Annotated in this window: 27 protein-coding genes; 16 read left to right on the top strand and 11 right to left on the bottom strand. The window is 70.7% G+C overall.

Translation table 11 applies throughout. The annotated features are described in order from the left end of the window. Nucleotide 1: 1 nt before the first annotated feature. The 5 genes from sbnB to paaI form a co-directional block, all read right to left on the bottom strand. On the bottom strand, nucleotides 2-1006 hold the full coding sequence (sbnB, locus tag B0I33_RS05600) for a 2,3-diaminopropionate biosynthesis protein SbnB (protein WP_245900456.1): 1005 nt from the start codon (nucleotides 1004-1006) through the stop codon (nucleotides 2-4). A 7-nt stretch (nucleotides 1007-1013) separates the two neighbouring features. Beyond that, nucleotides 1014-2012 (bottom strand): 2,3-diaminopropionate biosynthesis protein SbnA, encoded by a 999-nt coding sequence (sbnA, locus tag B0I33_RS05595; RefSeq protein ID WP_106177441.1) that lies wholly within the window; start codon nucleotides 2010-2012, stop codon nucleotides 1014-1016. A 103-nt stretch (nucleotides 2013-2115) separates the two neighbouring features. Then, a complete protein-coding gene (locus B0I33_RS05590; protein WP_106177440.1) occupies nucleotides 2116-2727 on the bottom strand; it encodes a TetR/AcrR family transcriptional regulator in 612 nt (203 codons plus the stop codon). A 13-nt stretch (nucleotides 2728-2740) separates the two neighbouring features. Beyond that, complete coding sequence (paaK, locus tag B0I33_RS05585) at nucleotides 2741-4027, bottom strand: phenylacetate--CoA ligase PaaK (RefSeq protein WP_106177439.1); 1287 nt, start codon at nucleotides 4025-4027, stop codon at nucleotides 2741-2743. Then, on the bottom strand, nucleotides 4024-4440 hold the full coding sequence (gene paaI / locus B0I33_RS05580; protein ID WP_181193201.1) for a hydroxyphenylacetyl-CoA thioesterase PaaI: 417 nt from the start codon (nucleotides 4438-4440) through the stop codon (nucleotides 4024-4026). The genes paaK and paaI overlap by 4 nt, the downstream gene beginning before the upstream one ends. A 127-nt stretch (nucleotides 4441-4567) precedes the next feature. On the opposite strand from paaI, the gene paaZ reads away from it, so the two are divergent. The 6 genes from paaZ to paaE are packed head-to-tail and all read left to right on the top strand — an operon-like array spanning nucleotide 4568 to nucleotide 10313. After that, entirely contained in the window at nucleotides 4568-6604 is a 2037-nt protein-coding gene (gene paaZ, locus B0I33_RS05575; RefSeq protein ID WP_106177437.1) for a phenylacetic acid degradation bifunctional protein PaaZ, read from the top strand. Further along, nucleotides 6601-7557 carry a 1,2-phenylacetyl-CoA epoxidase subunit PaaA gene (gene paaA / locus B0I33_RS05570; RefSeq protein WP_106177436.1) on the top strand — a complete coding sequence of 319 codons (957 nt, stop codon included), beginning with the start codon at nucleotides 6601-6603 and terminating at the stop codon, nucleotides 7555-7557. The genes paaZ and paaA overlap by 4 nt, the downstream gene beginning before the upstream one ends. Further along, entirely contained in the window at nucleotides 7554-7838 is a 285-nt protein-coding gene (gene paaB, locus B0I33_RS05565; RefSeq protein WP_106177435.1) for a 1,2-phenylacetyl-CoA epoxidase subunit PaaB, read from the top strand. Before paaA ends, paaB begins: the two co-directional genes overlap by 4 nt. Before the next feature lie 14 nt (nucleotides 7839-7852). Beyond that, on the top strand, nucleotides 7853-8734 hold the full coding sequence (paaC, locus tag B0I33_RS05560) for a 1,2-phenylacetyl-CoA epoxidase subunit PaaC (protein WP_106177434.1): 882 nt from the start codon (nucleotides 7853-7855) through the stop codon (nucleotides 8732-8734). After that, nucleotides 8728-9231 (top strand): 1,2-phenylacetyl-CoA epoxidase subunit PaaD, encoded by a 504-nt coding sequence (paaD, locus tag B0I33_RS05555; protein ID WP_106177433.1) that lies wholly within the window; start codon nucleotides 8728-8730, stop codon nucleotides 9229-9231. Before paaC ends, paaD begins: the two co-directional genes overlap by 7 nt. Continuing rightward, nucleotides 9231-10313, top strand: a complete 1083-nt coding sequence (gene paaE / locus B0I33_RS05550) for a 1,2-phenylacetyl-CoA epoxidase subunit PaaE (protein ID WP_106177432.1) — start codon at nucleotides 9231-9233, stop codon at nucleotides 10311-10313. Before paaD ends, paaE begins: the two co-directional genes overlap by 1 nt. A gap of 108 nt (nucleotides 10314-10421) precedes the next feature. Here the strand turns inward: paaE and B0I33_RS05545 are convergent, their stop codons facing one another. The 3 genes from B0I33_RS05545 to B0I33_RS05535 form a co-directional block, all read right to left on the bottom strand. Continuing rightward, a complete protein-coding gene (locus B0I33_RS05545; RefSeq protein WP_106177431.1) occupies nucleotides 10422-10922 on the bottom strand; it encodes an SRPBCC family protein in 501 nt (166 codons plus the stop codon). Then, nucleotides 10919-11287, bottom strand: coding sequence for a metalloregulator ArsR/SmtB family transcription factor (locus tag B0I33_RS05540; protein ID WP_106177430.1), 369 nt, complete (start codon nucleotides 11285-11287; stop codon nucleotides 10919-10921). The genes B0I33_RS05545 and B0I33_RS05540 overlap by 4 nt, the downstream gene beginning before the upstream one ends. A gap of 67 nt (nucleotides 11288-11354) precedes the next feature. Then, on the bottom strand, nucleotides 11355-11816 hold the full coding sequence (locus tag B0I33_RS05535; RefSeq protein WP_106177429.1) for a MarR family winged helix-turn-helix transcriptional regulator: 462 nt from the start codon (nucleotides 11814-11816) through the stop codon (nucleotides 11355-11357). Nucleotides 11817-11912: 96 nt separating this feature from the next. Between B0I33_RS05535 and B0I33_RS05530 the strand changes: the two genes are divergently transcribed. From B0I33_RS05530 to B0I33_RS05510, 5 genes are all read left to right on the top strand, one after another. Next, the gene (locus B0I33_RS05530; protein ID WP_106177428.1) at nucleotides 11913-12878 is read left to right on the top strand and encodes a ring-cleaving dioxygenase; all 966 of its coding nucleotides are present in this window, start codon (nucleotides 11913-11915) and stop codon (nucleotides 12876-12878) included. A gap of 5 nt (nucleotides 12879-12883) precedes the next feature. Beyond that, nucleotides 12884-13495, top strand: coding sequence for an alpha/beta hydrolase (locus tag B0I33_RS05525; RefSeq protein ID WP_106177683.1), 612 nt, complete (start codon nucleotides 12884-12886; stop codon nucleotides 13493-13495). 186 nt (nucleotides 13496-13681) lie between these two features. Next, a complete protein-coding gene (locus tag B0I33_RS05520) occupies nucleotides 13682-13996 on the top strand; it encodes a hypothetical protein (protein WP_181193184.1) in 315 nt (104 codons plus the stop codon). 43 nt (nucleotides 13997-14039) lie between these two features. After that, the gene (locus B0I33_RS05515; RefSeq protein ID WP_219927134.1) at nucleotides 14040-14804 is read left to right on the top strand and encodes an Abi-alpha family protein; all 765 of its coding nucleotides are present in this window, start codon (nucleotides 14040-14042) and stop codon (nucleotides 14802-14804) included. A 107-nt stretch (nucleotides 14805-14911) separates the two neighbouring features. Next, a complete protein-coding gene (locus B0I33_RS05510; RefSeq protein ID WP_106177427.1) occupies nucleotides 14912-16156 on the top strand; it encodes a DUF445 domain-containing protein in 1245 nt (414 codons plus the stop codon). Between the two features lie 46 nt (nucleotides 16157-16202). On the opposite strand, the gene B0I33_RS05505 is transcribed toward B0I33_RS05510, so the two are convergent. After that, nucleotides 16203-16907: an alpha/beta fold hydrolase gene (locus B0I33_RS05505; protein ID WP_106177426.1), complete on the bottom strand. Its 705-nt coding sequence runs from the start codon at nucleotides 16905-16907 to the stop codon at nucleotides 16203-16205. 63 nt (nucleotides 16908-16970) lie between these two features. On the opposite strand from B0I33_RS05505, the gene B0I33_RS05500 reads away from it, so the two are divergent. Both B0I33_RS05500 and B0I33_RS05495 read left to right on the top strand, forming a co-directional pair. Next, on the top strand, nucleotides 16971-17612 hold the full coding sequence (locus B0I33_RS05500) for a winged helix-turn-helix transcriptional regulator (protein ID WP_106177425.1): 642 nt from the start codon (nucleotides 16971-16973) through the stop codon (nucleotides 17610-17612). Between the two features lie 114 nt (nucleotides 17613-17726). Continuing rightward, nucleotides 17727-18215 (top strand): YciE/YciF ferroxidase family protein, encoded by a 489-nt coding sequence (locus B0I33_RS05495; RefSeq protein WP_106177424.1) that lies wholly within the window; start codon nucleotides 17727-17729, stop codon nucleotides 18213-18215. An 85-nt stretch (nucleotides 18216-18300) separates the two neighbouring features. On the opposite strand, the gene B0I33_RS05490 is transcribed toward B0I33_RS05495, so the two are convergent. Then, the gene (locus B0I33_RS05490; RefSeq protein ID WP_106177423.1) at nucleotides 18301-18876 is read right to left on the bottom strand and encodes an HhH-GPD-type base excision DNA repair protein; all 576 of its coding nucleotides are present in this window, start codon (nucleotides 18874-18876) and stop codon (nucleotides 18301-18303) included. A gap of 4 nt (nucleotides 18877-18880) precedes the next feature. Beyond that, complete coding sequence (locus B0I33_RS05485; RefSeq protein ID WP_106177422.1) at nucleotides 18881-19408, bottom strand: hypothetical protein; 528 nt, start codon at nucleotides 19406-19408, stop codon at nucleotides 18881-18883. Nucleotides 19409-19480: 72 nt separating this feature from the next. On the opposite strand from B0I33_RS05485, the gene B0I33_RS05480 reads away from it, so the two are divergent. The 3 genes from B0I33_RS05480 (at nucleotide 19481) to ectB (ending at nucleotide 22062) form a co-directional block, all read left to right on the top strand. After that, nucleotides 19481-19933, top strand: a complete 453-nt coding sequence (locus tag B0I33_RS05480; protein ID WP_245900455.1) for a MarR family winged helix-turn-helix transcriptional regulator — start codon at nucleotides 19481-19483, stop codon at nucleotides 19931-19933. Nucleotides 19934-20172: 239 nt separating this feature from the next. Next, a complete protein-coding gene (gene ectA, locus B0I33_RS05475; protein ID WP_106177421.1) occupies nucleotides 20173-20730 on the top strand; it encodes a diaminobutyrate acetyltransferase in 558 nt (185 codons plus the stop codon). 78 nt (nucleotides 20731-20808) lie between these two features. Next, a complete protein-coding gene (gene ectB, locus B0I33_RS05470) occupies nucleotides 20809-22062 on the top strand; it encodes a diaminobutyrate--2-oxoglutarate transaminase (protein ID WP_106177420.1) in 1254 nt (417 codons plus the stop codon). The last annotated feature ends 25 nt before the right edge of the window (nucleotides 22063-22087 follow it).

Genomic DNA, 22087 nt, shown 5'->3' with positions numbered 1-22087 from the left:
ACTAGTAGAGGTCCAGCCAGGTGCCGACGTGGTGCAGGCGGGCGCGGCGGTAGACCTCCCCGGCGCACGCGATGTCCTCCACCGCCATGCCCATCGGGTTCAGCAGCACGATCTCGTCGTCGGTCTCCCTGCCGGGCCTGGTGCCCGCCAGTACCTCGCCCAGCTCGGCGTGCAGTTGCTCGCGGGAGAACCGCCCCTCCAGCACGAGCTGGTTGATGACCTTCTTCTCCCGGTTGCTCTGCTCCCAGTCGTCGACGAGCACCTTGTCCGCGCGCAGGAACACGTCCTTGTGAACGTCCATGATGGACACGTTCGCGAGAAAGGCACCCGGCTTGAGCCAGTCGAACTCCAGGTAGGGCCGGTCGGTCACCGTGCACGGCACCACGACGTCACCGGAGCGCACCGCGTCCTCGGCGCTCCCGGCGACGCGGGCGGTCACCCGTTCGCCGAACCGGTCGGCGAGGGTGGCGGCCGCCTCGGGCCGGGTGTCGAAGAGGTGGACGGTGGTGATGGCGGGGAACTGTTCCAGCAGGGCCGCGAGCTGGGTGCCGCCGATGAGCCCGCAGCCGATCAGCGCCACGTCGGTGAACCCGTCCCGCGCGAGGTGCCGCGCGGCCAGGCAGGTGACGCCCGCGGTGCGCCACGCGCTGATCAGCGCGCCCTCCATGATGGCGACCGGGTAGTTCGTCTCCGGGTCGTTGAGCACGATCACCGCGCTGGCCCGTTCCCGCCCGGACGCCGGGTTGTCGTGCTTGCTGCCGATCCACTTCAGACCGGAGATGCCGGGCTCGCCGACGTGCGCCGGCATCGCGATGATCCGGTCGGCGATGTGCCCTTCCTTGCCGCGCGTGCGCAGGTACGGCTTCAGCGGCTGCACGGTGGCGCCCTCGGCGTGCGCGACCAGCGCGTCACGCAGTGCCGTGACGTACAGCTCGGAGTGGGCACCGCCGACCGCGGTGATGTCGCCGCGCGTCAGGTAGAGCAGTCGGGGATTGTCGGAGGCCACGGCCGGTTCAGTCTCCTCGGTGTTCGGTGCGGCGCGCCCGCGCGGCGGCCAGCCAGTCGTCGTCGTACACGAGATCCAGGTAGCGGTCGCCGCGATCGGGCAGGATCGCCACGACGCGGCAGGGTTTCGGCAGCCGGGGCAGCGTCCGCGCGACGGCGGCGACCACCGACCCGGACGAGCCGCCCGCGAAGATGCCCTCCGTCGCGAGCAGCTCGCGGCAGCCGAGGGCGGCGTCGACGTCGTCGACGTGCACCACCTCGTCCACCTCGTCGGGACGGCACAGCTCGGGCACGCGGCTGGAGCCGATCCCGGGCAGTTCGCGGTGTCCCGGGGCGCCGCCGAACACCACCGATCCCGCGGCGTCGACCGCGACCACGCGCAGCCCGGGAAAGCGTTCCCGCAGGCGGCGCGCGCAGCCGAGGATGCTGCCGGTGGTGCTCACCGCCGCGAAGAGGTAGCCGGGTGGGTGCGCCAGCTGCTCGGCCAGCTCGGCGCCGGTGCCGTGGTAGTAGGCCTGCCAGTTGCGGTCGTTGGCGTACTGGTTCACCCACACCGAGCCGGGCACGGCCGCCAGCAGCTCCCGCACCCGGCGCAGCCGGGTCCCGAGATATCCGCCCGACTCGTCCGGTTCGGACACGGTCTCGACGTCCGCGCCGAGGCGGCGCAGGATCGCGACGTTGGCCTTCGTGGTCTTCGGGTCGACGACGCAGGTGAACTCCAGGCCGTGCACCCTGGCCGCCATCGCCAGCGCGATGCCGAAGTTGCCCGAGCTGCTCTCGACGAGCCGGCAGCCGGGCGGGATGGTGCCGTCCCGCAGCCCGCTCTCCACGATGTAGCGCGCCGAGCGGTCCTTCATGCTCCCGCCCGGGTTCATCAGCTCCAGCTTGGCGAGGACCTCGACATCCGGTCCGGGGAACAGCCTGCGCAGTGCGACGACGGGGGTTCCACCGACGCAGTCGAGCACGGACTCGCCGACGGACTCGGCCACGGTCGAAGCGGCAGTCACGGGTCTCCTCGGTCCGACAGGCGGCAAGCAGGTGAGGCAAGTCTTACCTTACTCACGCCTTCACTGTCGATGAAAGAGGCGACACGCCCCGTGACATTCGCCCTTACGGGGCGCGCACGCGGATCCCGTCGAAGGCGATCTTGACCACGGCGTCGGCGATGTCCGTTCCGGCCGACCGGCGCGGCCGGTACCACTCGATGAGGGAGTTGACCATGCCGAACAGGAGGCGGGAGGTGACGGCGGGGTCGACGTCCGGCCGGATGTCGCCGTCCTGCTCGGCCTGCGCCACGAGATCGGCGACGATCCGGTCGAACTCCCGCCTGCGGGTGAGCGCGGCCCGCTCCACCTTCGTGTTGCCCCGCACCCGCAGCAGCAGCGTGACGAACGGCAGCCGGTCGACCAGCACCCCGACACTGCCGCGCACCAGGTACTCCAGGCGCTCGACGGCGGGTCCCGGCACCGCCTCGGCCTCGGCGACGATGCCGAACAGGCCGTCGAGCGCCCGGTCCACGGCGAGCCGCAGCAGCTCCTCCTTGCTGGAGACGTGGTGGTAGATCGCCGACTTGGTGATGCCGAGCTTGCGGGAGAGGTCCTCCATGCTGGTGCCGTCGTAGCCGCGCTCGTTGAACAGCTCGACCGCGACCAGCAGCAGCGACTCCAGGTCGTATCCCGGCCTGCCCCGGCGGCGTGGGTGGACCTGCGGTTCCGCGGTCATGGGGCGCAGTATCTCAACCGGCGCGCTCGTCGATCACCCGGCGCATCTTGCCCATCGACCGCTCCAGCGTGTCGGGATCCACGACGGCGACGTCCACGGTGACGCCGATGCCGTCCTTGACCCGCGTGACGATCTCCTGCGCGGCGCTCTCCCTGCGCTCGGCTGGCGTGTCCGCGGTGGCCTCCACCCGCACGGTGAGATGGTCGAGGTGCCCCTGCTTCGAGAGCACGAGCTGGAAGTGCGGGGAAAGCCCGTCGGTGCGCAGGACGATCTCCTCGATCTGTGTCGGGAAGAGGTTGACGCCCCGCAGGATGATCATGTCGTCACTGCGGCCGGTCACCTTCTCCATCCGCCGGAACGCGGGCCGCGCCGTGCCGGGCAGCAGGCGCGTCAGGTCCCTCGTCCGGTAGCGGATGATCGGCAGCGCCTCCTTGGTGAGCGAGGTGAACAGCAGTTCGCCGTGCTCGCCCTCGCCCAGCACGTGCTCGTCGACCGGGTCGATCACCTCGGGGTAGAAGTGGTCCTCCCAGACGTGCAGGCCGTCCTTGGTCTCCACGCACTCCTGCGCCACCCCGGGGCCCATCACCTCGGACAACCCGTAGATGTCCACGGCGTCGATGCCCGCGCGCTCCTCGATCTCGGCGCGCATCCGCTCGGTCCACGGCTCGGCGCCGAAGATGCCCACCCGCAGGGAACTGCCGCGCGCGTCGATGCCCTGGCGCTCGAACTCGTCGAGCAGCGTGAGCATGTACGACGGCGTGACCATGATGATCTCGGGCCGGAAGTCGTTGATCAGCTGCACCTGCCGCGCCGTCATTCCGCCGGACGCCGGGATCACCGTGCAGCCCAGCCGCTCGGCGCCGTAGTGCGCGCCGAGGCCGCCGGTGAACAGGCCGTAGCCGTACGCGACGTGCACCTTGTGCCCCGGCCGCCCGCCCGCGGCGCGGATCGAGCGCGCCATCACGTCCGCCCAGTGGCCGAGGTCGTTCTCCGTGTAGCCCACGACCGTCGGCTTGCCGGTGGTGCCGCTGGAGGCGTGGATCCGGCGCACCTTCTCCTGCGGTACCGCGAACATGCCGAACGGGTAGGCCTCGCGCAGGTCCTGCTTCGTGGTGAAGGGGAACCGGGCGAGATCGGCGAGCGACCGGCAGTCCTCGGGGTGGACCCCGGCGTCGTCGAACTTCTTCCGGTAGAGCGGAACGTTGGCGTAGGCGTGCCTCAGTGTCCACTGCAGACGCTCCAGCTGCAGTGCGCGCAGCTCCTCGGTGTGGAGCCGCTCGGTGGGGTCGAGATCGGTCACGTGACTCCCTTGTCCGTGTTTCCGGCGTTTCCGGTTCCGCCGATCACGCGGCTGCGGCCGCGGAACTCGGCGATCACCGTGCGCCCGGCCGCGTCCGCACGGTGCACGGTGACGTCGTAGATGCCGTTGCGCCCGTAGCGGGTGCGTTCCTCGGCCGTCGCGACCAGCCGGTCGCCGAGGCGGGCCGAGGTCACGAACGAGATCTCGGCTCCCGAGGCGACGGTGACGGGGCCGTGGCTGTTGCATGCGCAGGCGAACGTGGTGTCGGCGAGGAGGAAGACGTAACCGCCGTGCACGATGTCGTGGCCGTTGACCATCGTCGCGGTGACCGTCATCGCGCACACCGCGCGCCCCTCGCCCGCGTCGACGAGCTCGATGCCCAGCGCGCGCGAAGCCTCGTCGACGGCGAACATGTCGTAAGCGGCGTTGCCCACGAGTCGTGACCTCCACGAGCCGACCTTGCCTCTGTGGGCTCGAACTGTATCATGAATTACCGAACGAATGGTTGGTTATTCCGGCTCGACGAGGAGGTCGGCCCTGATGGGTTCGCTGCGCAGTTTCGTCTCGGGCGCCTGGCGCGCACCGGCGGACGAGGGCACCCCGCTGCACGACGCCGCGACGGGGGAGGAGGTCGCGCGGATCTCCGCGAAGGGCCTCGACCTGGGCGCGGCGCTCGCCTACGGCCGCGAGGTGGGCGGGCCCGCCCTCCGCGAGCTGACGTTCCACCAGCGTGCCGCCCTGCTCAAGGCGCTGGCCTCCCACCTGCGGGAGCACCGCGAGGAGCTGTACCGGCTCTCGGCGCGCACCGGCGCCACCCTCGGCGACTCGAAGTTCGACATCGACGGCGGCATCGGCGTGCTGTTCGCCTACTCGAGCAAGGGCCGCAGGGAGCTGCCGAACGACACCTACCTCGTCGAGGGGCCGCCCGAGCCGCTCGGCAAGGGTGGCACGTTCACCGGGCAGCACGTGTGCACGCCGCTGCGGGGCGTCGCGGTGCAGATCAACGCCTTCAACTTCCCGGTGTGGGGGCCGCTGGAGAAGTTCGCTCCCGCGTTCCTCGCCGGGGTGCCGAGCCTGGTCAAGCCCGCGAGCCAGACCGCGTACCTCACCCACCGCCTGGTCGAGCTGATCGTGGCGTCCGGGCTGCTGCCCGAGGGCTCACTGCAGCTGGTCTGCGGCGGCGCGGGCGACCTGCTCGACCACGTGACAGCGCAGGACCTGGTGTCGTTCACCGGGTCGGCCAGCACCGCGCAGCGGCTGCGGGCGCATCCGGCGATCGTGCGGAACTCCGTGCGGTTCAACGCCGAGGCCGACTCGCTGAACTGCTCGATCCTCGGCCCGGACGCCACGCCGGGCACCGCGGAGTTCGACCTGTTCGTCAAGCAGCTGGTCACCGAGATGACCGTCAAGGCGGGGCAGAAGTGCACCGCCATCCGGCGCGCGCTGGTGCCCGCCGAGCTGATGGACGACGTCGCGGCGGCCGCGACCGAGCGGCTCGGGAAGGTCACCGTCGGCAACCCCGCGAACGAGAACGTGCGCATGGGCGCGCTGGCGAGCCTGGAGCAGCGCGAGGAGGTGCGCCGCTCGCTGAAGGCGCTGCTGGACGCGAGCTCGATCGTGTTCGGCGACCCGGAGCGGGTCGACGCGGTCGACGCCGACCCCGAGCGTGGTGCGTTCGTCTCGCCGGTGCTGCTGCGCTGCGACGACCCCGAACGCGCCGAACCGCACGAGGTGGAGGCGTTCGGGCCGGTGTCCACGCTCATCCCCTACCGGTCCACCGACCACGCGATCCAGCTCGCCGCGCGCGGTCTCGGCAGCCTCGCCGGCTCGGTCGTCACCGGGGACGCCGGGTTCGCGCGGGACGTGGTGCTCGGCGCGGCGCCGTGGCACGGCAGGCTGCTCGTCCTCGACGCCGACAACGCCAAGGAATCCACCGGGCACGGCTCCCCGCTGCCGAACCTGGTCCACGGCGGCCCCGGCCGCGCGGGCGGCGGCGAGGAGCTCGGCGGCATCCGCGCCGTGCTGCACCACATGCAGCGCACGGCCGTGCAGGCCAGCCCCAAGGTGCTGACCGCCGTCACCGGCCGCTGGGTGCCCGGCGCCCCGCGCAACACCGAGGACGTGCACCCGTTCCGCAAGTCGCTGGCCGAGCTGCGGGTCGGGGACAGCGTGGTGGCCGGGCCGCGCCGGGTCACCGAGGAGGACGTCGCCCACTTCGCCGAGTTCACCGGCGACACCTTCTACGCCCACACCGACGAGGCGGCGGCGCGGGAGAATCCGCTGTTCGGCGGCATCGTGGCGCACGGCTACCTGGTGGTGTCGTTCGCCGCGGGGCTGTTCGTCTCGCCCGAGCCGGGACCGGTGCTGGCCAACTACGGGCTGGAGAACCTGCGCTTCCTCACCCCGGTGAAGCCGGGCGACGAGCTGACCGTGACGTTGACGTGCAAGCAGATCACCCCGAGGGAGAACGCCGACTACGGCGAGGTGCGCTGGGACACCGACGTCACCAACGCCGATGGTGAGTCGGTGGCGAAGTACGACGTGCTGACGCTCGTCGCGAAGGAGGACACCCGATGACCGCCACGTTGTCCGAGCCCGACCTGGAGCGGCACTTCGAGGGCACGATCGCCCGCGATGCGCGGATCGAGCCGAGGGACTGGGTGCCGGAGGGCTACCGGAAGACGATGATCCGGCAGATCGCGCAGCACGCGCACTCGGAGATCATCGGCATGCAGCCGGAGGGCAACTGGATCACCCGGGCGCCTTCGTTGCGGCGCAAGGCGATCCTGCTGGCGAAGGTGCAGGACGAGGCCGGGCACGGGCTCTACCTGTACTCCGCGGCCGAGACGCTGGGCGCCGACCGCGCCGAGTTGACCGAGAAGCTCGTCACCGGCAGGCAGAAGTACTCGTCGATCTTCAACTACCCGACACTGAACTTCGCGGACGTCGGCGTGATCGGGTGGCTGGTCGACGGCGCCGCGATCTGCAACCAGGTCCCGCTGTGCCGTTCCAGCTACGGGCCGTACGCGCGGGCCATGATCCGGATCTGCAAGGAGGAATCCTTCCACCAGCGGCAGGGCTACGAGCTGCTGATGACGATGATGAAGGGCACCGAACAGCAGCGGCGGATGGTGCAGGACGCCACGGACCGCTGGTGGTGGCCTTCATTGATGATGTTCGGGCCGCCGGACGCCGACTCGCCCAACACCGCGCAGTCAATGGCGTGGAAGATCAAGCGGCACACCAACGACGAGCTGCGGCAGCGGTTCGTCGACATGACGGTGCCGCAAGCCGAGGCGCTCGGTGTCACGCTGCCCGACCCCGAGCTGAGGTGGAACCCGGAGCGCGGGCACTACGACTTCGGCGAGATCGACTGGACCGAGTTCAAGCGGGTGCTCTCCGGCGCGGGCCCGTGCAACGCGGAACGCGTCGCCCACCGCCGCGCCGCGCACGAGAACGGCGCCTGGGTGCGCGAGGCGGCGGCCGCGCATGCCGCGAAGTCCCGCCGGGGCAGGGAGAAGGCGGCATGAGCAGCGAGTGGCCGCTGTACGAGGTGTTCGTGCGGGGCAAGCGGGGGCTCAACCACGTGCACGTCGGCTCACTGCACGCCGCCGACGACGAGATGGCGCTGCACCACGCGCGTGACCTCTACACCCGGCGTAACGAGGGCGTCAGCATCTGGGTGGTGAAGGCCGCCGACATCACGGCGTCCAGCCCGGACGAGAAGGACCCGTTCTTCGCGCCCAGCGGCGACAAGGTGTACCGGCACCCCACCTTCTACGACATCCCCGACGATGTCCCCCACATGTGAAAGGGGGTCCTGCTGTGTCTTTTGACAACGCCTACGAGGCGATCACCGAGGAGAACAGCTCCCGGTGGGCGTTCGGCACGGGTTTCGAGGACCCGCTGTCCGGAGTGGACACCACGATCCCGGACGGGGTGGACGCCGCGGAGCTGGCCGCGTACTGCCTGATGCTGGGCGACGACGCGCTGGTGTTCTCGCACCGGCTGCAGCAGTGGTGCACGAACGCGCCGGAGCTGGAGGACGAGGTCGCGCTCGCCAATATCGGACTCGACCTGCTCGGCCAGGCGCGGCTGCTGCTGGCCCGCGCGGGCCGGGCCGAGGGTGGTGAGCACGGCGAGGACTACTACGCGTTCTTCCGCGACGAGCACGAGTTCCGCAACGTCCGGCTCGCCGAGCTGGAGCGCGGCGACTTCGGCGAGCTGACCGCCAGGCTGCTCGTGCTGTCCACGTGGCGGCTGGCGCTGCTGCACCGGTTGACCGGCTCCCGCGACCCGGTGCTGTCCGCGATCGCGGCGAAGGGCGTCAAGGAGGTCACCTATCACCGCGACTACGCGGCACAGTGGACGGTGCGACTCGGGGACGGGACCGACTACTCGCACGAGCGCATGACCGAGGGGCTGGCGACCGTGTGGCCCTATGTGGACGAGCTGTTCACCCCGCACCCGGTGGAGCTGAGCCTGGCGCGGGCCGGAGTGGGCGTCGACCCCTCGCGCACTCGCGGTGAGTTCGACGACGTCATCGGGCAGGTGCTCGGTGCGGCCACGCTGACCCTGCCCGAGGTGCCGAGCGTGCCGGGCGTGTCCGGCCGGGCAGGCCGCGACGGTGTGCACACCGAGGCGATGGGCTACCTGCTGGCCGAACTGCAGAGCGTGGCCAGGGCACATCCGGAGGCGACGTGGTGACGGCACTGCGGGACGCGCGGGCGGTCGCCGAGACGGTGACCGACCCCGAGCTGCCCATGCTGACGCTGGCCGACCTCGGCGTGCTCCGCGACGTGTCCGAAATCGACGGCAAGGTCGTCGTCTCCATCACGCCGACCTACACCGGGTGCCCCGCGATGGACACCATGCGCGACGACCTGGTGCACGAGCTCCAGCGCGCGGGATACCCCGACGTCGAGGTCCGCACGGTGCTGCACCCGCCGTGGAGCACCGACTGGATCTCCGAGGAGGGGCGCCGCAAGCTCGCCGAGGCCGGTATCGCCCCGCCCGGTGCCGCGCCGCGCGCGGGCACCGGCCCGGTGCCGCTGACCCTCGGCCCCACCGTCCGCGCGGTGCGCTGCCCCCGATGCGGCTCCGCGGACACCGAGGAGGTGTCCCGGTTCAGCGCCACGGCCTGCAAGGCGCTGCGCCGCTGCCGGGCGTGCGCGGAGCCGTTCGAGCACGTCAAGGAGATCTAGTGTCCGCACCCGCCAAGCCACGCGCGCGCACGGCGTTCCACACCCTGACCGTCGCCGAGGTGACCCGCCTGTGCGACGACGCCGTCGCGGTGACGTTCGACGTGCCGCCCGAGCTCGCCGCCGAGTACGACTTCGCGCCAGGCCAGTCGCTGACCCTGCGGCGCACGATCGACGGCCAGGAACAGCGCCGGAACTACTCGATCTGCGCTCCGGCCGGGGCGAAGCCGCGCATCGGCGTACGGGAGGTGCCGGGCGGCCTGTTCTCCGGCTGGCTGGTGCACGAGGTGCGGCCCGGTGACCGGATCGAGGTGGGCACACCGACGGGCGGCTTCACGCCCGACGTCGACGTGCCCGCGCACCACGTGCTGATCGCCGCGGGTTCCGGCATCACGCCGGTGCTGTCCATCGCGGCGTCGGTGCTGCGCAACCCGGCGACCACGGTCACCCTGCTGTACGGCAACCGGCGCACCGACACCGTGATGTTCGCCGACGAGCTGGCCGACCTGAAGGACCGCTATCCCGCGCGGCTGGAGCTGGTGCACGTGCTCTCCCGCGAACCGCGCGAGGCCGAGCTGTTCACCGGCCGGCTCGACGCGGAGAAGCTGACCTCGCTGCTGCGGTTGCTGCCCGAACCGCACCGCGTCGGCCACTGGTGGCTGTGCGGACCGTACGGCATGGTCACCGACGCGCAGGACGTGCTGGAGGCGCACGGGGTGCCGGGCGAGCGGGTGCACCAGGAGCTGTTCTTCGTGGACGACCTGCCGCCAGAGCCGGTGCGCCACGAGGAGGCGGCGCTCACCGGGGAGACGGCCGAGCTGACCGTGCAGCTCGACGGGCGGCTCACCACGGTCGTGGTCGCCAAGGACACCCCGGTGCTGGACGGTGCGCAACGGTCGCGGCCCGACCTGCCGTTCGCCTGCAAGGGCGGGGTGTGCGGGACCTGCCGCGCGCGGGTGACCGAGGGCGAGGTGGCGATGCGCCGGAACTTCGCGCTGGAGAAGGACGAGGTCGCCGCCGGGTTCGTGCTGACCTGCCAGTCGCTGCCGGTCACCGACCAGGTGATGGTCGACTACGACGCCTGAGCCCCGGCCCCTCGTGAGTGAGAAACGTGGTAAGAACAACGTTTCTCACTCACGAGCGCTCGTGGGCGCCTGGCTACCAGCCTGGGGTCCCGCGCCGGAGCCGGCCTCTCAGCTCCCCAGCGCTGCCGCCTGGTCCGTGAAGTGCGCCCGCTGCGCCGGGTAGTAGTCGGCGAAGTCGGGCGGCGGCGTGCCCGTCCTGGCGGCGACGAGCCGGTCGAGGTAGTACTCCCAGCCCGGCCCGCTTTCGCCGACGCCGTCCGTGCTGTCGAGGTGCTGGACCAGCCGCAGCTCGGTGGTGCCGTCGCGGGCGGTGAGCAGCAGTTCCAGGTGCCAGGTCCCGGCTTCGTCGGTCATCGACACCGCGAGGCGGTGGGGTGGCTCGCAGGCCTCGACCCGCATGTCGCACCATGGTGTGCCCTCCTCGGCCGCCATCTGCACCTTGATGGTCCGGCCGGGTGCGGCGTCACCCTGCCACGGCCCGAACCACCGTGCGGTGCGGTCGGATTCGGTGACGCTCGCCCAGACGTCGTCGGCCGGGGCGCGGAACGTCCTGCTGAACACGAGGTCGTAGCCGCCCGTCGTGCGGAGCAGCCTGCCGGTGGGAGTCATGCCGTGTTCTCCTCGCTGTCGTCACGCCGCTCGGGGCGACGCTGCCGGGCGCGGTCGCGCCGGGCGCGGTGGACCTCGGTCTCCAGTGCGTCGAGTCGCTGGTCCCAGGTGTTCGAGGACTCGAACTGGGCCAGCCAGGCCGCGAGCTCGCGGAGCGGGCCGGGGTCGAGCGTGTAGACCCGCTGCCGCCCGGTCAGTTCGGCGTGCACCAGCCCGCTTTCCCGGAGCACCCGCAGGTGCCTGCTGATCGCGGGCCTGCTGACCGGAAAGCGCTCGGCGATCTCGCCCGCCGCGCGGGGTCCCTCGCGCAGCAGGACCAGGATGTCCCTCCGGACGGGATCGGCGACGGCAGCGGCGGCTCGCATGGAAGAAGCGTAACCGATGTGTTACGCATTTGGCCAGCGCCGTCCGCGTCGCGGCTCCGCGGTTCCGTCAGGAGGGTTCGCGGCCGTTCACCGCGCGCAAAACGCGCATCGCCTCGGCGAGGCTCTCCGACGCGGCGGGACCCAGCGGTTCCAGCACAGCGCGCCGCAGGATCTCGGCACACGCCTTGCGGGCCTCCTCGGCGACCTGCCTGCCGTGCTCGGTCAGGCAGGCGTAGGTGACCCGCCTGTCCTCGGGGCTGGGCAGCCGCTGGATCAGGTCGGCGGCGGCGAGCCGGTCGGCGACCTTGGTGAACCCGCCGCTGGACAGGGCGGCCTCCCTGGCGAGCCGGGTCATCGGCATCCGGTGGCCGGGCGAGCGGATGAGCCGGACCAGGATGTCGAACGACGCGGGCGCCAGTCCGAACCGCTCGGCGATCTCGCCCATCAGCCGGTCCTGGGTGGCGACGTAGCCCTCGATCACCAGCCCCCACCACGTGACGATCTCGTCGTCGTCAGGTTCCTTCGGCACGCGGGCGAGTGTAGCGCAGTCCTCTCGCGGGAATATATCTTGCGAGGAAGAGGTTTGCGGATTAGCGTGAACACATCCGCTCCGAAGGAGAGAGCCATGCCGTTCCAGACCAGCGGGCTGCACCACGTCACCGCCATCGGCGGGGACCCGCAGCGCAACGCGGACTTCTACCTGCGCACACTCGGGCTGCGGCTGGTGAAGACCACCGTGAACTTCGACGACCCGGGCACGTACCACCTCTACTACGGCGACACGTCCGGCAGGCCGGGCACGCTGATGACGTTCTTCCCGTGGCGCGACGTGCCGGGCGGCCGGATCGGCACCGGGCAGGCGACCACCACGTCCTTCTCCGTGCCGGAGCACTCGATCGGCTGGTGGCGGGACCACCTCGAGGCGCAGGGCGTGGCGACCGGCAGGGTCACCAACCGCGACGAGGAGGACGTGCTGACCTTCCGCGACCCGGACGGGCTCCAGCTCGCCCTGGTGGCCCACCCGCAGGGCGACCCCCGCGACCCGTGGGACACCCCGCTGGTCCCCGGTGAGCACGCCATCCGTGGTCTGCACTCGGTGACGCTGTCGGTGCACCGGGAGGACGCCACCGCGGGCATGCTGACCGAGGGCCTCGGCCTCACCCTCGCCGGCGAGGACGGCAACCGCTTCCGGTTCCAGGCGGGCGATGGCGGCCCCGGCGCGCTGGTCGACGTGCTGGTGACCCCGGACGCCCCGCGCGGTCTGGTCGCGGGCGGCACCGTGCACCACGTCGCCTGGCGCGCCCCGGACGAGGAGACGCAGGCGGCCTGGCGAGAGGAGCTGGTCGGCCGGGGCGTCGGCGTCACGTCGATCATGGACCGGCAGTACTTCCGCTCCATCTACTTCCGGGAGCCGGGTGGCACCCTCCTGGAGATCGCCACCGACGCGCCGGGCTTCTCGATCGACGAGCCGCTGCTGGAGCTGGGCCGAGCGCTCAAGCTGCCGCCGTGGCTGGAGCCCAACCGCGCGCAGATCGAGGCCGCGCTGCCGGAGCTGGACCTGCCTGCCGAGAACAACCCGGTGCGCGCGTGAGCACCATGGACACACTTCCGCTGGAGCACACGTTCCACGAGGGCGACCAGGACGCGCCGGTGCTGTTGCTGCTGCACGGTACCGGCGGCGGTCCGGACGATCTGGTGGACCTCGGCAAGGAGCTCAGCCCGGGCTCGCCGTTGCTCGCCCCCGCGGGGCCGGTGTCCGAGCACGGGGCCAGGCGGTGGTTTCGCCGCCTGGCCGAGGGCGTGTTCGACTACGCCGACGTCGTCGTGCGGGCGGGCCAGCTCGCCGACTTCGTCGTCGCGGCCCGGGAACACTACGGGCTGGCCGGGCGGCGGCTGGTCGCCGTCGGCTTCTCGAACGGGGCCAACATCGCGGGCGCGGTGACGTTGCTGCGGCCGGACGTGCTGCGGGAGGCCGCGCTGTTCGCGGCGATGCTGCCGGCGCCGGATCCGCCCGCGCACTACCTGAGCGGCACGCGGGTTTTCCTGGCCAACGGTGAACGGGATCCCATGGCCCCCCTCGATTCGACCGAACAGTTCATCGCGCTGCTCCGAAAGCGTTCCGCCGAGGTGACAACCCACCGCCATTCGGGTGGTCACCAGATCACCGTCGACGGTTTCGCGGCCGCGAAGGCCTGGCTGCGGGGCTGAGCCGCCCCTGGTCACGAATTCGCCGTGGATGCGGAAAATCGTCCGCCGAAATGCCAGAATGAGCGCGGTCGGTTCGATGTTCGGCGTTCTCGGTGGGGCTGGGGAGTGTGGCGATGAACTTCGGCGACATGGTGGACTGCCCGAGATGCCATGGCTCGGGGCTCGCACCCAACCGGAAGGACCCCTGTGGCAACTGCGGAGGGCTCGGCCAGGTCCCCAAGCGATGACTGCTCGCTGTGCGCGGGCACCGGAACCCTGTCCTGGCAGCAACCGCAGGGCCCGAACACCCTGCGCACCATCGAGATGCCCTGCCCGAACGGCTGTTCCGGGCACTGGAAGCACCCGCACGCGGAGCGCGACCGGGTGGTGACGGAACCCGACGACGCGCCCAGCCGGGTGAAGGGCAACGCCGACGAGGCCAACAGCATCGGTGCGGAGTTCATCCGTGGTGCGCTGGAGAAGTGGGGATTCCTCGACGACGAGCGCGACGGCGGGCGATAGATACCCGCGGGTAGCATCAGCGCGGTACGTCGAGGAGGAAGCCGTGGATTCCGAGGACCTGGTGCGGCGGGCGGGCAGGGTCGCGGGCTGGGCGGCCCGTACGGGGCGCACGCTGGGCAGGCGGCTGCCCGGTGCGGACACCGCCGAACGCGGACTCCGGTCGCTGGAGAAGGCGGCGCTGGCCGAGCTGCGCAGGCGGCTCGATGCCGCCGACGACCCGTACCTCGTCGCGCTCGGACAGGCCGCGGCGGCGAACGTGCCCGGAGCGCCGCACCCGGCCAACGCCCAGGTCGGCGCGGAGGGTGTCCTCGCGGTGACGCCGCGTGGGCGGCCGGAGCCGCTGCGTTCCGCGATGGCGGAGCTGCTCAACCGCTCGGTCGAGTTCGATCGCGCGCAGGCCCGCGACTATCTCTACGCGCTCATCCTCCGGCAGCTCACCCCCGACGAAGCGCGGATCGTGTCGGCGCTCGCGGACGGCGCGCCGTTCCCGTTGCTGCACGTGGCGGAGCGCACCAGTCTGGGCGGCGCGGGCCGGATCGTGCTCCGCAACGCCTCGACGGTCGGCAAGGTCGCCGGGGTCTCGCTGCCGGACCACGTGCCCGCCTACGTCACCCGGCTGCTCGCGCTCGGGCTGGCCGACGCGGACGAGGAGCTGCCCGCCCTGGACACCCAGTACGAGATCCTCATGACCGACGAGGTCGTGCGCGCGGCCGAGCAGCTCGTGCGACGGCCCAAGCACATCAGGGCGACCGTCCGCGTCTCTCCGCTCGGCGTCGGCTTCTGGCAGGCCTGCGACCCCACCCGATAACGCCGCTAGCTGGGCAAATGCCGCAGCAAGCAGGTGCGTGAGCCGCCCCGCCGTGTGATCATGTCACCCCTCGGTGTGGCCCCCTACAGGACGACGGGTGGTGGCGGATGGGCGAGTACCTGCGTGCCGTCGTGGCCGACTTCGCCCGGTTCTGGCCGGTCTACTGCGCCATTCCGGTGGCCGCCGCGCTGATCGGCTACGTGACGAAGCTGGTCGCCATCCGCATGATGTTCCGGCCGCTGGAGTTCGTCGGCGTCAAGCCGTTCCTCGGCTGGCAGGGCATCGTGCCGAAGCGCGCGGCACGCATGGCCGGGATCGCGTGCGACACCATGACCCGCCAGCTCGTCCGGCCCCGCGACGTGGTGAACCGGCTCGACCCGGAGCGCATCGCCAAGGAGATCGAGAAGCCGCTGCTCGCCGCCACCGAGGAGATCGTGCGCGAGACCGCCGCGCGCTATCAGCCGGGGCTGTGGGAGTCACTGCCGGGCAGGGTCCAGCGGCTGATCGTGCACCGGGTCCAGGCGGAGGCCCCGCGGATGGTGGCCACGGTGCTGGACGCCATCAAGCGCGACGTGGACAGCGTGTTCGACCTCAAGGACATGGTCGTCACCAGCCTGGTCAAGGACAAGGAACTGCTCAACCGGATCTTCCTGGAGGCGGGCCGCAAGGAGTTCCGGTTCATCTCCAGGTCGGGTCTGTACTTCGGCGCGGTGATCGGCGTTGTGCAGATGGTCGTCTGGGTGCTGTTCAAGATCCCGATCATCATGCCGCTGTTCGGCCTGTTCATCGGCTGGTTCACCGACTGGCTCGCGCTGAAGATGATCTTCCATCCGAAGCGGCCGGTGCGGTACCTCGGGCTGTTCGAGTGGCAGGGCCTCTTTCTCCGACGGCGGGCCGAGGTGTCCGAGGCCTACGCCGAGCTCATCGCCAGGGAGATCATCACCCCCCGCAACGTGATCGAGGCGGTGCTGCGCGGGCCGCTGTCCGACAAGGTCGTCGCACTCATCCAGCGGCAGGTCGACGCCGAGCTGGCCAAGCAGACGAGCATCGCCAAGCCGCTCGTGGTGCTGGCGGTCGGCAGCAGGCGGTACCAGGAGATGAAGGTCCGCATCACCGAGCAGATCATGGCGCGGCTGCCCGACACGATGCGCTACATCGAGGACTACGCCGAGGACGCGATGGACATCCGCAACGTCCTCGTCACGAAGATGCGGGAGCTCGACGACGAGGAGTTCGAGGGGCTGCTGCGGCCGGCGTTCCAGCAGGACGAGTGGATCCTCATCGCCACCGGTGCGCTGCTTGGGGCGCTGTTCGGCGAGCTGCAGGTGCAGCTGGTGCTACTGCTGACCTGACCCCGGCCTCGTGCGTGGGAAACGTGGTTCTCACGACGTTTCCCACTCACGAGCGTGCGCGGTCGGGTAGGCCGGTCCAGTAGCCGTGCAGCAGGTCGGCCAGCTCGACCGGCCGGGCGAGCGCGGGCAGGTGCCCGCAGTCCAGCTCGTCGGGGACGATCCCCAGCCGTTCGGCCACGACGCGGCGCTGGAACGCGGCGGGGAAGAACCGGTCGGCACGGCAGAGCACGAACCGGGTGGGGACCGAAGGCCACGCGTCGAGCGGCCACGGTCGCTCGAACGGCGTGCCCGACTGGTCCCGCACGTGCGCGCCGCTCTCGGCGAGCACGTCCTCGGGGACGTCGTGCAGGAATGTGACGAACGGGTCGAACGGCGCGTCCGGGTCGCGGCCCTGCCGCTCGGCGAGCTCCCGCTCGGCCTGCGGCTGTCCGGTGTTGGCCCACCATTCGCCCGGCGCCTCGCCCGGCGCGGGGACCATGGCCGCCACGAGGACGATCAGCTCCACCGGCACGCGGTGCGCCACCAGCGGCGCGGTGAACCCCGCCATGGACTGCGCCACGAGCACGACGTCCTTGCGGTCGCCGATGGCGTCCACCACGACGTCGGTGTACTCGGCGAGGCCGGCGGAGTCGTCGTCGCAGGGCAGGTCGGGGGCCACCACGTCGTGTCCGCGCGAGCGCAGCTCGGGCAGCACGCGGTGCCAGTACCAGGAGTCGGAGCCGGCTCCGTGCAGCAGGACGAACGTGGCCATGGGGACCTCCTCACGTCACCAGGTCGGTCCTAAATTAACACCAGTTGCTCTATATTCGAAAGTATGCGTACGTACGACGATCCGTGCGGGCTCGCGCGGGCGCTCGACCTCGTCGGTGAGCGGTGGGCACTGCTGGTGGTCCGCGAGCTGCTGCTCGGCCCGAAACGGTTCGCCGACCTGCGCCGCGGGCTGCCCGGACTGAGCCAGAACGTGCTCTCCCAGCGCCTGCGGGAGCTGGGGGACGCGGGTGTGGTCCGCCGGGCCGGGCTCGGCCCGCCGTCCGGTGCGCAGGTGTACGAGCTGACCGAACGCGGTCGCGGCCTCCAACCGGTTCTGGTGGAGCTCGCCCGCTGGGGCAGCAGGACCGAGCTCCGGTCGTCCGCCGAGCTCAGCACCGACGCCCTGCTGCTCGCGTTGCGCACCACCTTCGACCCGGCGGCCGCGGCGGGACGGCGCGCGGTCGTCGAGTTGCGGCTCGACGGCGACGCCTACCGCGCCGAGGTCGCCGACGGCGATTTCGCCGTGCGGCGGGAGGCGGCCGGAGATCCCGCTGCCGTCGTGGACACCGACGCGCCGACGTTGCGCTCCCTGGTCTTCGGCCGCCGCCGGCCTGCCGACGCCGAGCGGGACGGGACCGTGCGGGTGCGCGGGGACCGCGACACGGCGATCTGGTTCCTCACCCTTTTCCCTCGCCCTCGTGAGTGAGAAACGTGGTTCTAACAACGTTTCCCACTCACGAGCGCACGCGGTCGGGTAGCCCGTCGCGCCGGTGGGTAGGCCTGCGAACGGAGGCAGTCGACACGCGGAAGGAGTCGCGCGATGAGCCACCGCGAGCAGGTGATCAACTGGCTGAACGACGCCTACGCCATGGAGCAGGCGCTCGAGGAGACCCTCCAGCGGCACGCCCAGGACGCGCAGGGTGAGAACGAGGAGGTCCAGACCCGCATCGAGCGGCACATCGAGGAGACCAGGGGCCAGGCGCAGATCGTGCGCGAGTGCATCGAGGCGCTCGGCGGCCAGGTCTCCGGGGTCAAGAGCGCGTTCGCGACCATGTTCGGCGCGATGCAGGGCCAGGCGAGCCGTCCCGCGGGCGACACGATGGTGAAGAACGCCATCGCCGACTACGCGGCCGAGCACTTCGAGATCGCGACCTACCGCGCGCTGATCGACGCCGCCGAGCGGATCGGCGAGCGGGAGATCGCCGACCGGCTGCGCGGCATCCTCCAGCAGGAGGAGGAGATGGCGCGGTTTCTCGAGCAGAAGCTGCCCGGAGCCGTCGAGGAGAAGCTCGCGGCGTCCGCCCGCTGACGGGCCGTTTCCCGAACGTGGCATTCGGGCGAGCCGCCCGAATGCCGCCTTGGGGCCTTGGGGCCTTGGGGCGGCGGCCGTGGCGTCAGCCGCTCTTCTTCGCGGCCTTGGCGGCCTTCTTGAAGCTGCGCACCTCGTTCAGCGTCCGCTCGTCCACGACGTCGGCGATCGACCGGCGCGCGCCGTCCTCACCGTAGGCGCCCGCGGCCTCCCGCCAGCCCTCGGGCCGCACGCCGTACTGCTTGCCGAGCAGCGCGAGGAAGATCCTGGCCTTCTGGTCGCCGTAGCCGGGCAGGGCTTTCAGCCTGCGCAGCACCTCCCGCCCGTCCGGGTCGCCGTCGGTCCACAGCGCCGTGGCGTCACCGTCGTAGTGCTGGACGACGTACTCGCACAGCGCCTGGATCCGCCTGGCCATCGACCCGGGGAAGCGGTGCACGGCGGGCGGCGTGGCACAGAGCGCGGCGAACTTCTCCGGATCATGGGACGCGATGCGGTGCGCGTCGAAGCCGCCGAGCCGGTCGGCGATCTTCTTCGGCCCCGCGAAGGCGACCTCCATCGCCACCTGCTGGTCGAGCAGCATCCCCACGAGGAGGGCGAGGGGATCGTCGGACAGCAGCCGGTCGGCGTCCGGGTCGCCGGTGAGGTGCAGGGTTCGCGACATGAGGTCATCGTCGCACGTCCACCGGGGATTGCTCCCGGTCACAGAGCAGTTGCCTGACGATGCCCACGACCCAGACGAACGTGAAGGCGATGATCGTCGGGTTCTTCACGAACAGCAGGGCGCTCAGATAGGCGTCGCGAGCCGAGGCCGGCAGCAGCTTCAGCACCAGCTCTTCGGCCACGACGCCGAAGACCAGGTAGACCGCGCCGAGGAACGCGGTCTGGATGACGAGGCTCGGCCAGTGGGCCGTGACGAAGCGGTTGACGTTCGCCCAGGACGTCGGCACGCCGCGCAGTGCCCAGCGGGTGATCAGCGCGAGCAGGGCCAGCCGCACCACGACGACGAGGGCCTCCGACAGCCCCGCGGCCAGTGCCGGAACGTGCTCGCCGAAGCCGACCACGACCACCCGCTGCACGGACGCGACGAGGGACAACCCGGCGATGACCGGCAGGTGACGCCGGTAACACCGCCACGCCCATCTGGGTACCTCGGCCGCCACCCGGAGCTCTTCGCGCCAGCCGTATCGCCTCATCCCGGACACCCCCAGTCAGTTGATTTATTTCACTAAAATAAACTAAATCGCGAGGTGGGTAAAGTGCGCGGAGTGACGGGAGAGGGGCACCGGGGCGCGGAACTCGGCCGCGAGCTCAGTACCGCGGTCGTCATGTTCCACGAGGCGGTGGGAGCACGGCTCGGAGTCAGCGCGGGTGACCAGCGGGCGCTGGCTCTCCTCGACCGGCGCGGGCCGATGTCCGCGGGGGAGCTGGCGGAGGCGACGGGGCTCACCCCGGGCGCGATCACCGGCATGATCGACCGGCTGGAGCGGGCGGGCCTCGTGCGCCGGGAGACCGATCCGGCGGACCGCAGGCGGGTCCGTGTCTCCGGCACGGGCGACGGCGCGCGGTCCGAGGTGTTCCAGGGGCTCGCCGCGGCCATGGAAGCGGTCGTCTCGCGCTATGACGAAGCGGAGCAGCGGGTCATCGCCGACTACGTCGGCCGCGTCGTCGAGGTGCTGCGGGAGCAGACCCGGAAGCTGACCGCCACCCACACTCGGTGACGCTCCGTGTTCGCTCGCTCGCCCTCTTACGAAACCGGGCCGCTGCCACTACCTTGTGAAGTCCCTGCCGCCGTACAGTCGGCGGTCGTACCGTGCTGCGCGGGTAGCACATTCGTGTCGATGATCGGTACATTCGTGTAGGGATTGTCACAGGTGTTTCGTCGTCGTTGCAGGTAGGTCGCCTGCCGGCGCTGCGCGCGGGCTGAACCGGCCAAAATATTCTGTTAGGTTATGCAGATATGTCCGGAAAGCACACGGAGCGTGCCAACGGCGACAAACAGGCGGCCGGTGACGTGGTGATCGAAAGCCCGTCCAAGTCCGACGGCGCCGCTCTCTGGCGGATAGCGCGTGATTCACAAAAGCTTGATCTCAACTCGTCGTACGCGTACCTGTTGTGGTGTAACGATTTCGCGGACACTTCGGTCGTCGCGCGCGTCGACGGTGAGGTGGTCGGCTTCGTGCTCGGTTACCGCAGGCCGTCCCGGCCCGAGTCGGGTCTTGTGTGGCAGGTGGCGGTCGACGCTTCCCAGCGTGGTCGCGGACTCGCGGGTAAGCTGCTCGACGCCCTGTTCGCCCGCCTCGTCGAGGAGGGGGTGCGGTATCTGGACACCACCATCACGCCGGACAACGAAGCGTCGATCCGGCTGTTCGAGTCTTTCGCGAAGCGGTGGGACGCCACGCTCGAACGGTCGCGACTGTTCGCCGCCGGTGACTTTCCGGACGAGCACGAACCGGAGGACCTGTTCCGTATCGGCCCGCTCGTTCGTGCGCACGCGACAACCGAGAAAAGCACGTGACCACGGCGGCCGCACGAAGGCCGCCCGGGTGAAGGAACACACCGAGAATTCGCCCGCGATGCAGGAGACGGAGCAAGGGTGAGCATCTTCGAAAAGCTCGAATCCGAGGTGCGCAGCTACAGCCGGGGCTGGCCGGTCGTGTTCGACCGGGCTCAGGGCAGCTGGATCTACTCCGAGGACGGCAAGGCATACCTTGACTTCTTCGCCGGCGCCGGGGCGCTCAACTACGGGCACAACAACCCGGTCCTGAAGAAAGCGCTGATCGACTACATTTCCCGCGACGGGGTGACCCACGGGCTCGACATGTTCACCGTCGCGAAGCGTGAGTTCCTGGAGACCCTCAACGAGGTGATTCTCCAGCCGCGCGATCTCGACTACAAGGTGATCTTCCCGGGTCCCGGTGGCGCGAACGCGGTCGAGGCCGCGCTGAAGCTGGCGCGCAAGGTCACCGGCAAGGAGTCGGTGATCAACTTCACCAACGCGTTCCACGGCATGACGCTGGGGGCGCTGTCGGTCACCGGCAACTCGATGAAGCGAGGCGGCGCGGGCATTCCGCTCGTCCACGCCACCCCGATGCCGTACGACCGGTACTTCGACGGCACCTATCCCGACTTCCTCTACTTCGAGCGGCTGCTGGAGGACTCCGGCAGCGGGCTCAACGAGCCCGCCGCGGTGATCGTGGAGACCGTCCAGGGCGAGGGCGGCATCAACGCCGCGCGCCTGGAGTGGCTGCAGGGCCTGTCCGAGCTGTGCAAGCGGCACAACATCCTGCTGATCCTCGACGACGTCCAGATGGGCTGCGGCCGCACCGGCCCGTTCTTCAGCTTCGAGGAGGCCGGCATCGAGCCGGACATGGTGTGCCTCTCGAAGTCGATCGGCGGCTACGGGCTGCCGCTGGCCCTGACGCTGATCCGGCCGGAGCTGGACGTGTGGTCGCCGGGAGAGCACAACGGCACCTTCCGCGGCATCAACCCGGCCTTCGTCACGGCCACCGAGGCGCTGCGGACGTACTGGGCCGACGACGAGCTCGAGAAGTCCACCAAGGCCAAGGGCGAGCGCGTCGGCGCCGTGCTGGAGGAGATCGCGCGGGAGTACCCGGACGCGCAGCTGACCGCCAAGGGCCGCGGGCTCGCCAGGGGCCTGGAGTTCCCGAACGGGGAGCTGGCGGGCAAGGTCTGCGCGGCGGCGTTCGACCGCGGCCTGCTGATGGAGACCTCCGGCCCCGACGGCGAGGTGATGAAGCTGCTGCCCGCGCTGACGACGACCGACGCCGAGTTCACGCAGGGCCTTGAGATCATCACGGAGTCCGTCAAGGCCGTGCTGTCTCACTGAGCCCGGCCGCCGAAATACCGAAGGA

The sequence above is a fragment of the Prauserella shujinwangii genome (genome assembly GCF_003001955.1).
GTDB classification, from domain to species: Bacteria; Actinomycetota; Actinomycetes; order Mycobacteriales; family Pseudonocardiaceae; genus Qaidamihabitans; species Qaidamihabitans shujinwangii.
Note: the sequence above shows the minus strand (reverse complement) of the source record. Positions and strands in the feature narration are given on the sequence as shown.

Bases quoted from the DNA above. Each gene is read 5' to 3' on its own strand.
- ectA (WP_106177421.1), top strand. From the start codon at position 20,173: ATGTCCGGAAAGCACACGGAGCGTGCCAACGGCGACAAACAGGCGGCC.
- paaB (WP_106177435.1), top strand. From the start codon at position 7,554: ATGAGCAGCGAGTGGCCGCTGTACGAGGTGTTCGTGCGGGGCAAGCGG.
- B0I33_RS05485 (WP_106177422.1), bottom strand. From the start codon at position 19,408: ATGAGGCGATACGGCTGGCGCGAAGAGCTCCGGGTGGCGGCCGAGGTA.
- B0I33_RS05525 (WP_106177683.1), top strand. From the start codon at position 12,884: ATGGACACACTTCCGCTGGAGCACACGTTCCACGAGGGCGACCAGGAC.
- B0I33_RS05540 (WP_106177430.1), bottom strand. From the start codon at position 11,287: ATGCGAGCCGCCGCTGCCGTCGCCGATCCCGTCCGGAGGGACATCCTG.
- paaA (WP_106177436.1), top strand. From the start codon at position 6,601: ATGACCGCCACGTTGTCCGAGCCCGACCTGGAGCGGCACTTCGAGGGC.
- B0I33_RS05590 (WP_106177440.1), bottom strand. From the start codon at position 2,727: ATGACCGCGGAACCGCAGGTCCACCCACGCCGCCGGGGCAGGCCGGGA.
- B0I33_RS05495 (WP_106177424.1), top strand. From the start codon at position 17,727: ATGAGCCACCGCGAGCAGGTGATCAACTGGCTGAACGACGCCTACGCC.
- B0I33_RS05510 (WP_106177427.1), top strand. From the start codon at position 14,912: ATGGGCGAGTACCTGCGTGCCGTCGTGGCCGACTTCGCCCGGTTCTGG.
- paaZ (WP_106177437.1), top strand. From the start codon at position 4,568: ATGGGTTCGCTGCGCAGTTTCGTCTCGGGCGCCTGGCGCGCACCGGCG.
- B0I33_RS05505 (WP_106177426.1), bottom strand. From the start codon at position 16,907: ATGGCCACGTTCGTCCTGCTGCACGGAGCCGGCTCCGACTCCTGGTAC.
- paaI (WP_181193201.1), bottom strand. From the start codon at position 4,440: ATGTTCGCCGTCGACGAGGCTTCGCGCGCGCTGGGCATCGAGCTCGTC.
- B0I33_RS05500 (WP_106177425.1), top strand. From the start codon at position 16,971: ATGCGTACGTACGACGATCCGTGCGGGCTCGCGCGGGCGCTCGACCTC.
- B0I33_RS05545 (WP_106177431.1), bottom strand. From the start codon at position 10,922: ATGACTCCCACCGGCAGGCTGCTCCGCACGACGGGCGGCTACGACCTC.
- B0I33_RS05490 (WP_106177423.1), bottom strand. From the start codon at position 18,876: ATGTCGCGAACCCTGCACCTCACCGGCGACCCGGACGCCGACCGGCTG.
- B0I33_RS05530 (WP_106177428.1), top strand. From the start codon at position 11,913: ATGCCGTTCCAGACCAGCGGGCTGCACCACGTCACCGCCATCGGCGGG.